Source organism: Pseudomonas sp. SWRI77, assembly GCF_014269105.1.
GTDB lineage: Bacteria > Pseudomonadota > Gammaproteobacteria > Pseudomonadales > Pseudomonadaceae > Aquipseudomonas > Aquipseudomonas capeferrum.
The window spans coordinates 52,831-68,652 of sequence record NZ_JABWRV010000031.1; the positions used below are offsets into that span (position 1 = coordinate 52,831).

At 65.3% G+C, this 15,822-nt stretch carries 12 protein-coding genes; all 12 read left to right on the forward strand.

Features of this window, described 5'->3' with window-relative positions; genetic code table 11:
• Positions 1–29: 29 nt before the first annotated feature.
• The 12 genes from HU766_RS23380 to HU766_RS23435 all read left to right on the forward strand — a co-directional run bounded on the left by HU766_RS23380 (position 30) and on the right by HU766_RS23435 (position 15,402).
• On the forward strand, positions 30–1,466 hold the full coding sequence (locus tag HU766_RS23380) for a TolC family outer membrane protein (RefSeq protein WP_033701236.1): 1,437 nt from the start codon (positions 30–32) through the stop codon (positions 1,464–1,466).
• Entirely contained in the window at positions 1,463–3,625 is a 2,163-nt protein-coding gene (locus HU766_RS23385; RefSeq protein ID WP_186661059.1) for a type I secretion system permease/ATPase, read from the forward strand. Before HU766_RS23380 ends, HU766_RS23385 begins: the two co-directional genes overlap by 4 nt.
• Positions 3,622–4,806: an HlyD family type I secretion periplasmic adaptor subunit gene (locus HU766_RS23390; protein WP_033701238.1), complete on the forward strand. Its 1,185-nt coding sequence runs from the start codon at positions 3,622–3,624 to the stop codon at positions 4,804–4,806. Before HU766_RS23385 ends, HU766_RS23390 begins: the two co-directional genes overlap by 4 nt.
• Before the next feature lie 117 nt (positions 4,807–4,923).
• A complete protein-coding gene (locus tag HU766_RS23395) occupies positions 4,924–5,823 on the forward strand; it encodes a chemotaxis protein (RefSeq protein ID WP_033701239.1) in 900 nt (299 codons plus the stop codon).
• Between the two features lie 88 nt (positions 5,824–5,911).
• Positions 5,912–6,223 carry a hypothetical protein gene (locus HU766_RS23400; RefSeq protein ID WP_186661061.1) on the forward strand — a complete coding sequence of 104 codons (312 nt, stop codon included), beginning with the start codon at positions 5,912–5,914 and terminating at the stop codon, positions 6,221–6,223.
• On the forward strand, positions 6,220–6,954 hold the full coding sequence (locus HU766_RS23405; protein ID WP_186661063.1) for a YkgJ family cysteine cluster protein: 735 nt from the start codon (positions 6,220–6,222) through the stop codon (positions 6,952–6,954). The genes HU766_RS23400 and HU766_RS23405 overlap by 4 nt, the downstream gene beginning before the upstream one ends.
• Before the next feature lie 230 nt (positions 6,955–7,184).
• Positions 7,185–8,348, forward strand: coding sequence for an efflux RND transporter periplasmic adaptor subunit (locus tag HU766_RS23410; protein WP_186661065.1), 1,164 nt, complete (start codon positions 7,185–7,187; stop codon positions 8,346–8,348).
• Entirely contained in the window at positions 8,345–11,437 is a 3,093-nt protein-coding gene (locus HU766_RS23415; RefSeq protein ID WP_186661067.1) for a multidrug efflux RND transporter permease subunit, read from the forward strand. The genes HU766_RS23410 and HU766_RS23415 overlap by 4 nt, the downstream gene beginning before the upstream one ends.
• Positions 11,438–11,446: 9 nt before the next feature.
• Complete coding sequence (locus HU766_RS23420) at positions 11,447–12,121, forward strand: heavy metal response regulator transcription factor (protein WP_186661069.1); 675 nt, start codon at positions 11,447–11,449, stop codon at positions 12,119–12,121.
• A complete protein-coding gene (locus tag HU766_RS23425; protein ID WP_186661071.1) occupies positions 12,096–13,508 on the forward strand; it encodes a heavy metal sensor histidine kinase in 1,413 nt (470 codons plus the stop codon). Before HU766_RS23420 ends, HU766_RS23425 begins: the two co-directional genes overlap by 26 nt.
• A gap of 130 nt (positions 13,509–13,638) precedes the next feature.
• Positions 13,639–13,863, forward strand: a complete 225-nt coding sequence (locus HU766_RS23430) for a hypothetical protein (RefSeq protein ID WP_033701248.1) — start codon at positions 13,639–13,641, stop codon at positions 13,861–13,863.
• Between the two features lie 204 nt (positions 13,864–14,067).
• Positions 14,068–15,402 carry an OprD family porin gene (locus tag HU766_RS23435; RefSeq protein ID WP_095064026.1) on the forward strand — a complete coding sequence of 445 codons (1,335 nt, stop codon included), beginning with the start codon at positions 14,068–14,070 and terminating at the stop codon, positions 15,400–15,402.
• The last annotated feature ends 420 nt before the right edge of the window (positions 15,403–15,822 follow it).

The following is a 15,822-nucleotide window of genomic DNA, read 5'->3' on the forward strand; positions in this document are numbered from 1 at the left end:
CAAGGACGGAATAGCAGTAAGGGAACTATGTGAAGCGAAGCAGTCCGCTGTCACCGCTGTTGCTGGGAGCCTTGGGGCTCCTGGCCCTGAACTTCAACACGGCTGCCCAGGCGGCCGATGACATCGACCCACAACTGCGCCAGATCGGGCCATCACTGTTACGTGATGCGCCCGATGCAGTGCCCGCCCGCCCTGCCATCGGCATGGCCCCCGTCGCCAATGGCGACCGCCTTGGCCTGACCGAAGCGGTGCTGCAAGCCGCGCAATGGCACCCCAGCATCGCCGAGGCCATCGGCAACCTCTACAAGCAAGGCGAAGGCATCAATGTTGCCCGCGCCGGTTACTACCCGCAGATTTCCGGCGGTGTGCGCACTGGCTATGACACCGGCTACGGCGGCGACCGCAACAGCCAGGCGCTCAACCTGTCACTCAAGCAGATGCTCTACGACTTCGGCAAGGTCGACAGCGCCGTCAGCGCTGCCCAGGCCGCCGCCGCCCGCGCCCAAGCCAATATCCTGCTGGTGGTCGACGAACTGGCCCGCGACACCGCCTATGCCTGGGTCGAAACCCGGCGCTACGAACAACTGATCACCATTGCCCGCGACCAGATCCGCGGGGTGGGCGACATCGCCGGCATGGCTCGCCAACGCAGCGACATGGGCGCCAGCACCCGCTCCGACGTGGTCCAGGCCGAGTCCCGCGTGGAAAGCGCCCGCGCCACCCTGGAGGAATACCAGTCACAGTACGAACGCTGGCGCTCGACCCTGGCATCGTTGCTGGGGCGGGTCACGCCACCGGCGCTGGCCGAAGAATCGCCACCCGAGCTGAACCAGGCCTGCAAGCGCCCGGCACAAGGCGACGACCGCTTGCCCGCCGTGCTGATGGCCTTGGCCCAACGCGCCCAAGGCCAGGCCGAACTGGCCCAGGCCAAGGCCGAAGCCTACCCCACCGTGTCGCTGCAGCCGCAGATCAACCACTACCTGGACAACGACTACGACCGCGACAACTCACGCATGGACCGCACCCAGGCAGGCATCTACCTGAACGTCGAGGTGCCCATCTACCAGGGCGGCGCCATCAGCGCCCGCAGCCGCGCCGCCGGCCATGCGCTGACTGCCGCCGACTCGGCCGAAGATGCCGCCCGCCTGCAGGCCCGCCGCGGCCTGGCCGAGGCCATGGCGCAGACCTCGGGGCTGGGCCGTCGGCTCAGTTCGCTGGAGGCCCGCCAGGTCAGCATTCAGGAAGCCCGCATGCTGTACGGCCGGCAGTACCTGGACCTGGGCACCCGGCCCCTGCTCGACCTGCTCAACGCCGAGCAGGAAATCTACCAGTCACGCTTCGAACTCGCCGGCACCCGCTCCGACCTGCTGCGCCTGGATGTCGACTGCCTTTACAACACCGGCGCCCTGCGCACGGCCTTCGGGCTCGAGGGGCGTAACCTGCAAGGTGTGGAGATCCAGCCATGAACGAATCCGTCAATGTGACCCTGCCCAGCCAGCCCCCGGAGCAAACGGCCCAGCAACGGCCAGACCTGGGGCCTTGGCTTGAGGTCATGCTCCAGGTCGCGCACCACTACCGCCTGGACGTGTCGCCGCAACGCATACGCCTGGCGGCCGTCGAAGATGCCCGCCCACTGGATGAAATTCTTCGCCACATGGCCCGCCAGGCCGGGCTGGCGCTGCGCTTCGTGCGCTTCGATGCCAAAGGCCTGCGGCAATGGCGCACGCCGCTGGTACTGGAACTCGACGACGGCCAGTTGGCAGTGGTCGAGTCGGTAACCGAAGAGGACGACCTGGCGGTAGTCTTCGCCGGTGACCAGGGGCTGACCTCACGCCTGCCGCGCGACACCCTCAAAGGGCGCATCACCCGGGTTGCCCTGCTGCGCCCGGCGCGGCCGTTGCGCGATGTGCGCACCGACGACTACACCGCCCCCTACGACCGCCACTGGTTCGCCCGCATCGTGTTGCGCGACCTGCGCCCGTATGGGCAGGTGATGGTCGCCTCGCTGGTGGCCAACGTGCTGGCCCTGGCCGGCGTGCTGTTTTCCATGCAGGTGTACGACCGGGTGATCCCCGCCGAGTCCCTGCCCACGCTGTACGTGCTGTTTGGCGGTGTAGTACTGGCGCTGGTGTTCGACTTCAGCATGCGCCTGCTACGCCTGAAGGTGACCGACCTGCTGGGCAAGCGCGCCGACCTGCGCGTCTCCGACCTGGTCTATGGGCATGCCTTGCGCCTGCGCAATTCGGTGCGACCCAAGTCGACCGGCTCGTTCATCTCGCAGTTACGCGAGCTGGAGTCGATCCGCGACCTGATCACCTCGAGCACCGCCACGGCCCTGGCCGACCTGCCGTTCTTCCTGTTGTTCCTGTTCGTGTTCTGGCTGATCGGCGGCGTGCTGGTGTTCATCCCGCTGGTGGCGTTGCTGGCCATGGTCCTGCCCGGCCTGCTCGCGCAACGGCGCCTGGCCCGCCTGGCCAATGCCTCGATGCGTGAGTCGGCGCTGCGTAACGCCATGCTGGTTGAGAGCATCCAGGGCCTGGACGAAATCAAGGCACTGCAAGCCGAGGCACGCTTCGAGCGCCAATGGAACCAGTACAACGCCGCCTGCGCCCACACCAACCTGCGCCTGCGCACCCTGACCAACGGCCTGGTGACCTGGACGCAGAACGTGCAGGGTGCGGTGTTTGCGGTGGTCATCGTCATCGGCGCACCGATGGTGATCGCCGGCGACCTCACCACCGGTAGCCTGGTGGCGGCGTCGATGCTGTCGTCGCGCATGATGGCGCCGCTGGCACAACTGACCCATGTGCTGACTCGCTGGCAGCAGGCCAAGGTGGCCCTGCAAGGCCTCGACAAGTTGATGCAGTCACCGGTCGATCACCCCGAAAACGAAGCCCGCGTGCACCTGCCGGCCATCCGCGGCGAGTATCAGCTGCGCCAGGCCAACTTCCGCTACAGCCCGGAGGCCCCGCCCGTCCTGAGCATCGCCCAGCTGGACATCCAGCCGGGTGAACGCATCGCCGTGCTCGGCCGCAACGGTGCCGGTAAATCCACCCTGCTGCAGGCCCTGGGCGGTGCCATGGACCTGGTGCAGGGCGAAATCAACCTGGACAGCATCGCCCTGGCCCACCTCGACCCTGCCGACCTGCGCCGCGATGTCGGCCTGCTGCCGCAGTACTCGCGGCTGTTCCACGGCACCCTGCGGGAAAACCTCACCCTGGGTGCCGGCCAGGCCAGTGATCAGGAGTTGGTCGCCGCCCTGGCCGCCACGGGGGCGCTGGACTTTGTCCGGCGGCTGCCCAAAGGCATGGACCACTTGATTCTGGAAGGCGGCGTGGGCCTGTCCGGCGGCCAACGCCAGGCCCTGGTGCTGTCACGCCTGCTGGTGCGCCAGCCGCAGGTGCTGTTGCTGGACGAACCCACCGCGTCCCTCGACGACATGACCGAACGCAAGCTGCTGGATAACCTCGAACGCTTCTGCCAGGGCCGCACCCTGGTGATCGCCACCCACCGCCTGAGCGTGCTGCAGCGGGTCGACCGAATCCTCGTGCTCGATGGCGGGCGCATCGTCATCGACGACAAACGCGATGCCGCGCTGGCGAAACTGCAAGGAGCCCAGGCATGAGCAACCATGAACTCCCGGCGTCCTACCTGGACGGGCAGGACGACCAGGCGGTGTTCCGCGCCGGCCGTATCATCACGATCTGTGCGCTGATGCTGGCGGCGTTCCTGGCGTGGGCGGCCTGGTTCGAGGTGACCGAAGTGTCCACCGGCACCGGCAAGGTGATCCCCAGTTCACGCGAGCAGGTGATCCAGTCGTTCGAGGGCGGCATCGTCGCGCAGATGAGCGTGGCCGAAGGTGACCTGGTCGACCGCGGGCAGGTACTGGCCCAGCTCGACCCGACCAAGACCTCCTCCAGCGTCGGCGAAAGCGAAGCCAAGTACCGCGCGGCCAAGGCCAGCCAGGCCCGCTTGCAGGCCGAGGTGACCGGCAAGCCGTTGGTGTTCCCCGACAGCCTGCGCGACTCACCCGACCTGATCGACGCCGAGACCGCGCTGTACCAGACCCGCCGCCGTGGCCTGGAGCAGACCCTGGCCGGTATCGAGGACTCGCTGCAACTGGTGCGCAGCGAGCTGAAGATCACCGAGAACCTGGCGAAGATGGGCGCCTCGAGCCGGGTCGAGGTGATCCGCTTGAACCGCCAGCGCTCGGAACTGCAGCTCAAGGCCAACGAAGCGCGCTCCGATTACCTGGTGCGTGCACGCGAGGAACTGGCCAAGGCCAGCGCCGAGGCCGACAGCCTGTCCGAGGTGATCCGCGGGCGCAGCGACTCGCTGACGCGCCTGACCCTGCGCTCACCGGTGCGCGGCATCGTCAAGGACATCGAGGTCAATACCTTGGGCGGTGTGGTGCAGCCCGGTGGGCAAGTGATGAAGATCGTGCCGATGGACGAGCGCCTGCTGATCGAGACCCGCATTGCCCCACGGGACATCGCCTTCATCCACCCCGACCAGGCGGCCAAGGTCAAGATCAGTGCCTATGACTACTCGGTGTACGGCGGGCTGGAAGGCAAAGTAGTCGGCATCTCGCCGGATACCCTGCAGGACGAGGTGAAGCCGGAGATCTACTACTACCGGGTGTTTATCCGCACCGAGCAGGACAGCCTGCAGAACAAGGCCGGCAAGCACTTTGCGATCGTGCCCGGGATGATTGCCACGGTGGATATCCGCACGGGCGAGAAGACCATCCTCGACTACCTGATCAAGCCGTTGAACCGAGCCAAGGAAGCCCTGCGCGAACGGTAATCGTGGGGGCGCTTTGCGCCTCCCGCTCTATCAGGCCAGGCAGCGACAACACGCCCACTAAAGCCCGACGCAAATACGCCGATAACCCGTTATCCCCCTATTCCCACGAAGGTCACCATGGCCACGCAAAATGCCCGCGCGGATTCGCTGTCCCTGCTGCTGTTCACCCTGCGCAGCGGCAAGCTGATGGCAATCAACCTGCTCAAGGTCAGCGAGATCATCCCCTGCCCTTCACTGACCAAGCTGCCCGAATCGCACCCCCATGTGAAAGGTGTGGCCACCCTGCGCGGCAACTCGCTGTCGGTCATCGACCTGTCCCGCGCCATCGGCGAGCGCCCGCTGGCCGACCCGGACGGCGGCTGCCTGATCGTCACCGAGATCAGCCGCTCGCGCCAGGGCCTGCATGTACAGGCCGTGAGCCGCATCGTGCATTGCCTGAGCACCGACATCAAACCGCCGCCCTTCGGTTCGGGCAACCGCTCGTTCATCACCGGCGTGACCCGGGTCGACAACGCGCTGGTGCAGGTACTGGACATCGAGAAGGTCATCCATGCCATCGCCCCGCCTGCCGCCGAGCCACAGCACGGCGCCCTGACCGAAGAAGACGCGAGCCTGCTGGCCGCCGCCAACATCCTGGTGGTGGACGACAGCCAGGTGGCCTTGCAGCAGTCGGTGCACACCCTGCGCAACCTGGGCATCGAATGCCATACCGCACGCAGCGCCAAGGATGCCATCAACGTGTTGTTGGAACTGCAGGGCACCGCGCAGGAGATCAACATCATCGTCTCCGATATCGAGATGTCCGAAATGGACGGCTATGCTTTCACCCGTACCCTGCGTGAAACGCCCGATTTTCAGCACCTGTATATCCTGCTGCACACCTCGCTCGACAGCGCCATGAGCAGCGAAAAAGCCAGGCTGGCGGGGGCCAATGCCATCCTTACCAAGTTCTCCTCGCCGGAGCTGACCGATTGCCTGGTGGTGGCGGCGCGGGCAGTGGTGTTTGCCGAGCGTTGATACATCAAGCGACAAACTCCCCGGCTTGCCGTCGGGGGTGACTCGGGCATAATTCGCTCCCCTCGGAAGATATTTGCCGGAATCGCGTATGAAGTTTTTCAGCTCCCTCCTAGTCGCCTGCGCGCTGTTCAGCGGTGTCGCCCAGGCCTCCAGCAGCCAGGCCTGGAACGAGCAGCGCCAGCAGATGCTCAAGACGTGCCTTGCCGCCAGCCAGTTCAAGGACGCCCATGCGCGCGGCAAGCCCGCCGAATTCGACGACCAGGTCGGCATGAGTGCCCTACTGATCGAAGGCGTCTACCCGCAAAAGCACATGCAGCAACGTAGCGGCACCGAATTGTGCCTTTACGACCGCCAGCACCAGCGCGCGTTCGTCAGCGAATGGAACCCGGAAGCCAAGTGACCGACAACCTGCGTTTCGCCTGCACCGGCTGCGGCAAGTGCTGCACCGGCCACCATGTGCCGCTGACCCTCGACGAGGCGCGCCAGTGGGCGGGGTCTGGGGGCCAGGTGGTGGTATTGATAGAAGCCTTCGTGGCCGATGGCCCGGGCATGCCCGAGGAGCAACGCGAGCATGTGCTGCGCCGCTCCCACCCGGTGGCCTGCGGCGACACGGTCGCTCGCGTCTCGGTGACCTTCGCGGCCTTCAACCCGGGGCGCTGTCGCAACCTCGACGACAATGACCTGTGCACCATTTACGACACGCGCCCGCTGGTCTGTCGCATCTACCCGGTGGAAATCAACCCGCATATTCCGCTGCGACCCGAGAACAAGGACTGCCCGACCGAGGCTTGGCAGCAGGGGCCGGCGCTGATTCATGGCAGCCAGCTGGCCGACGCGGGGCTGGCGGCGCTGGTGGAGGCTTCGCGCCAGGCGGATCGTGATGACATCGCGGCCAAGGTTGCGGTTTGCCAGGCGTTGGGCATGACTACCAGTGCGCTGAAAGGGAACGGGTTTACGGCTTATCTGCCGGAGATGGGGGCTTTTGCGACAGCGTTGGCGCAGGTGCCAGAGGATAATGGGGCCCGGTGGACGCTGCATGTGCAGGATGAAGCGTTGACGGCCAGTTTGCGGGGGATTGGGCTGAGCACGACCTCTGAAACGCCGGTTTATTACGCGTTTATTGGGTTTTGAGGGGGTAACGCGGATTGCGGCGGGGCCGGGTGCATGGCTTGGGCCTTGTGGCGGATTCGAGATCGAGCGCCGCGCGGGCGGCGCTCGATTTCCGCCCCATCACAAAACCGTCGCCAAACCCGAAACTGTCACCGCTGTCAGCCAGCCGTCATGCTGCCGACCCTCTCCGGGGGCTATAAGCTTGAGTACAGACAACCGTCTCCCCCTTCTGGCCAAGGTGCCCGCCCCCGATGCGACGTCCGTCCCGCTCTGCCACCCTTGCCGCCTTGGCGCTGCTCATTCTGGTAGCGCTGGGCGTCTGGTTCAGCCAGCGTCAACCAGCGCCCGCCCCCCGCGCCCAGGCAGCGATCCCCGTGCGCGTGGTCAGCGTCACCCAACAAGACGTGCCGCGCTATGCCAGCGCCATCGGTTCGGTGCTGTCGCTGCACAGCGTCGAAATCCGCGCACAGGTGGAAGGCGTGCTGACCCAGGTGCTGGTCAAGGAAGGCCAATGGGTAAAGGAAGGCGACCTGCTGGCCACCCTCGACGACCGCTCGATCCGCGCCAGCCTCGACCAGGCGCGCGCGCAGCTCGGGCAGAGCCAGGCGCAGATCCAGGTCGCCGGTGTCGACCTCAAGCGCTACCGCCTGCTGAGTACCGATGACGGGGTATCCAAGCAAACCCTCGACCAGCAGCAGGCCCTGGTCAACCAGTTGCAGGCCACGGTCAAGGGCAACCAGGCCGCCATCGCCAACGCCGAAGTACAACTGTCCTACACGCAGATCCGCTCACCGGTGACCGGCCGGGTCGGTATCCGTAACGTCGACCCCGGCAACCTGGTACGCAGCAGCGACACCCAGGGCCTGTTCAGCGTGACCCAGATCGACCCGATCGCCGTCGAGTTCGCCCTGCCGCAACAGATGCTGCCCACCCTGCAAAGCCTGCTCAAGGCGCCCAGCCCGGCGCTGGTGCAGGCCTACATGGACGCCGACGGCGAACGCAGCCTGCTCGGTGAAGGCCACCTGGCGCTGATCGACAACCAGATTTCGGCGACCACGGGCACGGTGCGGGTAAAGGCCGAATTCGACAACAAGGACGGGCGCCTGTGGCCCGGCCAACTGGTCACCGTTCGCTTGCGCACGGCAATGCAAGAAGACGCCCTGGTGGTGCCGCCACCCGTGGTGCAGCGCGGCGTCGACGGCCATTTCGTGTACCGCCTGGACGGTGACAAGGTGACCAGCGTGCCGGTCAAGGTGCTGTACCAGAACAGCGGGCTGAACGTTATCGCCGGGGTCAAGGCAGGCGAGCGCCTGGTGCTCGACGGCCAGTCGCGGCTCAAGCCTGGGGCGCGGGTCGAAGTCACCACCGATGCGCCGGCCCCCGCAGAAATGGCCGACGGCCGGGGCCAGCCATGAACGCGCGCAACGGGGTTTCGGCCTGGTGCATCGACCACCCGATCGCTACCTTGCTGCTGACCTTCGCTCTGGTGATGCTGGGGGCCATCGCCTTCCCCCGCCTGCCGGTGGCACCGCTGCCCGAGGCCGACTTCCCGACCATTCAGGTCACTGCCCAGTTGCCAGGGGCCAGCCCGGAAACCATGGCCTCGTCGGTGGCCACGCCGCTGGAAGTGCAGTTCAGTGCCATCCCCGGCATGACCCAGATGACCAGCAGCAGCGCGCTGGGGTCGACCAACCTGATTCTGCAGTTCACCCTCGACAAGAACATCGACACGGCGGCCCAGGAAGTCCAGGCCGCGATCAACACCGCCACTGCCCGCTTGCCGCAAGACCTGCCCAACCCGCCGACCTGGCGCAAGGTCAACCCGGCCGACAGCCCGGTGCTGGTGCTGACTGTCAGCTCGAACCAGATGCCCGGCAATGACCTGAGCGATTACACCGAAACCCTGCTGGCACGCCAACTGAGCCAGATCGACGGGGTCGGCCTGATCAATATCACCGGGCAATTGCGCCCCGCCATCCGCGTGCAGGCGCAACCGGAGAAGCTGGCAGCCATCGGCCTGACCCTCGCCGACCTGCGCCTGGCCATCCAGCAGACCAGCCTCAACCTGGCCAAGGGCGCGCTGTACGGCGAGCACAGCGTGTCGACTCTCGCGGCCAACGACCAGCTGTTCCACCCCGAGGACTACGCCCAGCTGATCGTCTCGTACCGCGACGGCGCGCCGGTGCACCTGCGCGACGTGGCCAAGGTGATCAACGGCGCCGAAAACGCCTACGTCAAGGCCTGGTCCGGCGACCAGCCTGGGCTGAACCTGGTGATCTTTCGCCAGCCCGGCGCCAATATCGTCGACACCGTGGACCGGGTGCTGGCGGCCCTGCCCAAGCTGCAGGAAATGCTCCCCGCTTCGATCGAGGTGTCGGTCCTGCAGGACCGCACCCAAACCATCCGCGCCTCGCTGCACGAAGTGGAGCTGACCCTGATGATCGCTGTGGCCCTGGTGATCGGGGTCATGGCGCTGTTCCTGCGTCAATGGTCGGCGACCCTGGTGGTGTCCAGCGTGCTCGGGGTGTCGCTGATTGCCAGTTGCGCGCTGATGTACGTACTCGGTTTCAGCCTGAACAACCTGACCCTGGTGGCCATCGTCATTTCGGTGGGGTTCGTGGTGGACGATGCCATCGTCGTGGTGGAAAACATCCACCGCCATCTCGAAGCGGGGGACGACAGCCGCACGGCGGCACTCAAGGGCGCCGGCGAAATCGGCTTTACCGTGGTGTCGATCAGTTTCTCGCTGATTGCCGCCTTCATCCCGCTGCTGTTCATGGGCGGGGTGGTCGGGCGCCTGTTCAAGGAGTTTGCCCTGACCGCCACGGCCACCATCCTGATTTCGGTGGTGGTCTCGCTGACCCTGGCACCCACCCTCTGCGCGTTGTTCATGCGCCGCCCGGCCGGCGAGCAGCACGGCGGCTTTGGCGAGCGCCTGGTGAGGTGGTACGAAAAAGGCCTGAACCACGCCCTGGCCCATCAGCGCCTGACCCTCGGCGTGTTCGGCCTCACTCTGGCCCTGGCCGTGGTGGGTTACGTGGCCATCCCCAAGGGCTTCTTCCCACTGCAGGACACCGGCTTCATTCTCGGCACCAGCGAAGCGGCAGCGGACGTGTCGTACCCTTCGATGATCGAAAAGCACCAGGCCCTGGCCAAGATCATCGAGGCTGACCCGGCCGTGCGTGCATTTTCGCACTCAGTCGGCGTCACCGGCAGCAACCAGACCATCGCCAATGGCCGCTTCTGGATCGCCCTCAAGCCTCGCGGCGAGCGCGATGTCTCGGCCAGCGAGCTGATCGACCGGCTGCGGCCCAAGCTCGCCCAGGTGCCGGGCATCGTCCTGTACATGCGCGCCGGCCAGGACATCAACCTCAGTTCCGGCCCGTCGCGCACCCAGTACCAGTACGTGCTCAAGAGCAACGACGGCGTGGCACTGAACCTGTGGACCCAGCGCATGACCGACCGCCTGCGTGAAAACCCGGCACTGCGCGACCTGTCCAACGACCTGCAACTGGGGGCCAGCGTCACCCGCATCGACATCGACCGCCAGGCCGCCGCGCGCTTCGGCCTGACCACCACCGACGTCGACCAGGCACTGTACGACGCCTTCGGCCAACGGCAGATCAGCGAATTCCAGACCGAGACCAACCAGTACAAAGTGATCCTCGAACTGGACGCGCGCCAGCGTGGCAAGGCCGAGAGCCTCAACTACTTCTACCTGCGCTCGCCCCTGAGCAACGAGATGGTGCCGTTGTCCGCCGTGGCCCACGTTGCCGCGCCCAGCACCGGGCCGCTGTCGATCAGCCACGATGGGCTGTTCCCGGCTGCCAACCTGTCGTTCAACCTGGCCCCGGGCGTGGCCTTGGGCGACGCGGTGAGCATCCTGGAGCGCACCCAGCGCGAACTGGGCATGCCCGACTCGATCAGCGGCAACTTCCAGGGCGCGGCCCAGGCCTTCCAGAGCTCGCTGTCGAGCCAGCCGTGGCTGATCCTCGCCGCCCTGGTGGCGGTGTACATCATCCTCGGGGTGCTCTACGAGAGCTTTGTCCACCCGCTGACCATCATCTCGACCCTGCCCTCAGCGGGCCTGGGCGCGCTGATCCTGCTCTGGGCCATGGGCCAGGACTTCAGCATCATGGGCTTGATCGGCGTGGTGCTGCTGATCGGCATCGTCAAGAAAAACGGCATCCTCTTGATCGACTTCGCCCTTGAAGCCCAGCGCCATCACGGCATGACGCCCGAGCAGGCGATCCACCAGGCCTGCCTGACGCGCTTTCGGCCGATCATCATGACCACCCTGGCCGCGCTGCTCGGCGCGGTGCCGCTGATGTTCGGTTTCGGCGCCGGTGCCGAGCTGCGCCAACCGCTGGGCATTGCCGTGGTCGGCGGGTTGCTGGTGAGCCAGGCCCTGACGCTGTTCACCACCCCAGTCATATACTTGGCCCTGGAGCGCCTGTTCCATCGCCGTCGGGCCGCCAACGCGGCCGCGCCAAGTGCCAGTTGAGACAAGACCATGCGTGTGCTGATCATCGAAGACGAAGAAAAAACCGCCGATTACCTGCATCGCGGCCTCAGCGAGCAAGGCTTTACCGTGGACCTGGCGCGTGACGGTATCGACGGCCTGCACCTGGCCCTGGAAGGTGACTATGCGGTAATCGTGCTCGACGTGATGCTGCCGGGCCTGGACGGCTACGGCGTGCTGCGCGCCTTGCGGGCGCGCAAGCAGACGCCGGTGATCATGCTGACCGCCCGCGAGCGGGTCGAAGACCGCATCCATGGCCTGCGCGAAGGGGCCGATGATTACCTGGGCAAACCCTTTTCCTTCCTCGAACTGGTCGCCCGCCTGCAGGCCCTGACCCGCCGCAGCAGCAGCCACGAACCGCTGCAGATACAGGTCGCCGACCTGTGGATCGACCTGATGGCACGTAAGGCCAGCCGGGGCGGCCAACGCCTGGACCTGACCGCCAAGGAGTTCTCGCTGCTCAGCGTGCTGGCCCGCCGCCAGGGCGAAATCCTGTCCAAGACCGCGATTGCCGAGCTGGTCTGGGACATCAACTTCGACAGTGACGCGAATGTCGTCGAAGTGGCGATCAAACGCCTGCGCGCCAAGCTCGACGGGCCATTCGACCACAAGCTGCTGCACACCATCCGAGGCATGGGCTATGTCCTGGAAAGCCGTGCGGGCTAACTCCATCGCACTGCGCCTGTCGGCGCTGTTCATCCTGGTGGCGGTGGGCGTGTTCCTGCTGATTGGTACGGCGCTGTACCGCCAGGTGGACCGCAGCCTCGACCTGCTGCCGGCCGCCGAGCTGGATGCGCGTTTCAGTGTGCTGGAGTCCACCCTCAACCGTTTCGGCACGGCCGATCACTGGGCCAAGGTCAGCAACAAGCTCAACCTGCTCAGTGAAGAGGACAAGCGCATCCGCTTCTGGGTGGTCAGCAGCGACCCGGCCTACGACTATGGCCACCCCAGCGAGCTGGTTCGCGCGTTTGCCGAAGGCCCGCCGGGCATGCGCGACCTGCGCCTGCCCGGCCAGCCCTACCCTTACAAGGTGCTGGTCAGCGAGTTGCCGGCGCTGGCCGAGCGCCCACCGCTGCGCTTTCTGATCGGCATCGACACCGAGACCTTCTGGCAGGCGCAGCACAGCCTGCTGGTGGCCATCGTTGGCTTGGCGGTGCTCGGCGTGCTGCTGGCCTCGGTGCTCGGCTACTGGGTGGCGCGCATCGGCCTGCGCCCGCTGCTGGCGCTGTCCAACGAAGCCCAGGCATTGGCGCCGCCACGCCTGGACGGGCGCCTGCAAACCCACGACCTGGCCCCGGAACTGGCGCAGTTCGCCGGGGCCTTCAACGCCGCGCTCGACCGGGTCAGCCAGGCCTACTCACGGCTGGAGGCGTTCAACGCCGACGTCGCCCACGAGCTGCGCTCGCCGCTGACCAACCTGATTGGCCAGACCCAGGTGGCACTGACCCGCGGCCGCAGCGCCGAGCACTACTTCGAAGTGCTGCAATCGAACCTCGAAGAACTGGAGCGCCTGCGCAGCATCATCAACGACATGCTGTTCCTGGCCAGCGCCGACCAGGGCAGCAAGGCCACCGCACTGACCCAGGCCTCGCTGGCCGAGGAAGTGGCGACCACGCTGGACTACCTGGACTACATCCTCGAAGACGCACAGGTCCGCGTCGCGGTCAGTGGCGATGCCCAGGCGCCCATCGAGAAAGCCCAGCTGCGCCGGGCGCTGATCAACCTGCTGAACAATGCCGTGCAGCACACCGCGCCCAACCAGGTGATCCAGGTGCGGATCGACAGCGGGCCGAGCCAGGTCAGCATCGCCGTGAGCAACCCGGGGCCGGCGATCGAAGACGCACACCTGCCGCTGCTGTTCGAGCGCTTCTATCGGGTGGATGCAGCGCGCAGCAACAGTGGGGGTGGCAACCATGGTTTGGGCTTGGCCATCGTCAAGGCGATTGCGTTGATGCATGGCGGCGAGGTTTTTGTGCGCAGCGAGGCAGGCGCCAACACCTTCGGCATTCGCCTGCCAAGCGCTCAACTGCGCGGGTTTGCCGCAGAAGCCTGAGCTTTCGCCGCATGATCGTTACCTTTTGCGCAACAGTGCTTATCGTACTTCGCTCTGTTTAAAGTGCCCTGAAGGGACTAACTTTAGCCCTGTCCTCATTAGCACTTGCATCGCAAGAAGGTAGTTTCAAATGTCCAACAGTATGGGTATTGCCAGCGTCTTCGTCCTGTCTTCCCTGTTGTTGTCGCCCCTGGCCATGGCCGAAGAATCCCCGGCTTTCGTCGCCCGTAATGCAGAGCTCGCCGCCGTCCATCAAGAGGCCCGCGACGCTGTAGCCGCACAACAGGCCGACGCCGTAAAAGACGCAAACCAGACAGCTTCCAAGGTGTCCAGCGACGCCAATGCCGACAGCTGATCGGCCGCCGTACCTGCTCCCGTTTTCCCTTGGCTACGCCATGGGCACCGTAGGTGCCGATATGTTAGCCTTTTAAAGCCGCTGCCAATCAGCGGCTTTTTTTATGTGTTTTAACTATCAGCCCGGCGGTAACGTCACCCATAAGAAAGTTGCACATTCAAAAATAAAAACTGCCCCACCGTCAGACCAAAGGAGCTAGTACCGGTGCCTTCCGCGTTTCGTTTTACCCCGTTGTTCATTGCATTGACTGCAACGATGCCTTTCGCCGCCCAGGCAGATGAAGACAAGGCTGATGGCTTCATCGAAGGGTCTTCCCTGAACCTGCATTTTCGTAATGCCTACTTCAACCGCGACAACCACAATGCCGGCGCGCGCGACACCCGCGAGTGGGGCCAGGGCGCAGTGGCGCGCTTCGAGTCGGGCTATACCCCCGGCGTGATCGGCTTCGGCGTGGACGCCCATGCCATGCTGGGCCTCAAGCTCGATGGCGGTGGCGGCCATGCTGGCACCAGCATTCTGCCGCAGCATGTGAAGGACGACGGCGAACTGGGCGCGGCCCCGCATTCGTTCTCTACCGCAGGTGCAGCGGTCAAACTGAAGGGTTTTGACACCGAGCTGAAGGCCGGTGACCTGTTCCTCACCAACCCGGTGATCGCCGGTGGCGAAACCCGCATGCTGCCGCAGACCTTCCGCGGTGTGAGCCTGACCAACACCAGCATCGACGGCCTGCTGCTCGAAGGCGGCCAGGTCAGCTTCACCAAGCCGTACAACCAGAGCGGCCACCGCCGCATCGACACCTACTACGGCTCGCTGGACGAACACGACAAGAGCAAGCACCTGAACTGGGCCGGCGCAGCGTGGAGCGGTAGCGAAAACATCACCGCCAACCTGTACGCTGCCGAGCTGAAGGACATCTGGAACCAGTACTACGCCGACTTCGACTACACCTATGTGGTCAACGACCTGGTCAGCCTCAACCCGGGTGTGCACTTCTATCACACCCAAGACACCGGCCAGGCCCTGCTGGGCAAGATCGACAACAACACCTACAGCGTGCACTTCACCGTCAACGCCGGCTTCCACAGCGTCACGGCTGCCTACCAGCGGGTCAATGGCGATACGCCGTTCGACTACATCAACCTGGGCGACAGCGTGTACCTGGACAACTCGCGCATGTACTCGGACTTCAACGCGCCCAACGAGCGCTCGTGGAAGCTGCAATACGGCTACGACTTCGCAGGCCTGGGCATCCCCGGCCTGAGCACGACGCTGTCATACTCGCGCGGCGAGGCAGACCTGACCAAAGCCGACCAGAACAACACCCACTACGACTACTACCGCGCCGATGGCAAGAATGCCATGCACTGGGAGCGTGACCTGGACGTGAAATACGTGTTCCAGGAAGGCGACTTCAAGGACCTCTCGGTGCTGGTGCGTTACGCCGCCCACCGGGGCAGCCAGGGCTATGCGTCGATCGACAGCAACAGCGACAACGACGAACTGCGGGTGATCGTCGATTATCCGTTGAACGTGTTCTGACCTGAGTTAGGCGCGAGGGCGACGCTGATAGGGGATTAGGGGCGCACGGGTGCATGTCTTGATTGTTCCAGCGCCCTCTAGATCGAGCGCCGCCCGCGCGGCGCATCGCGACGCAAGGCCGCTCCTACATTTGTTTCGGGCCAATGAGGCCTGTGGCATTTGCGCGCGAACGCCTTGTTTGTACGACGCGATATTGAGGCGGGCGCCAAAGGGCCGCGCCGACACTTCAGGAATAATTGGCCCGAAACAAATGTAGGAGCGGCCTTGCGTCGCGATGCGCCGCGCGGGCGGCGCTCGATCTCACAGGCACCGCCCCCTTCCAGCCAAACAAGCGCGTGATTCCGTCGGACAAATCTTGTCCGACAATCCCCAGTTCCCTAGAATGGCGCCGCCGCGAATGGCCCTGCCTCAGCAGTAGCG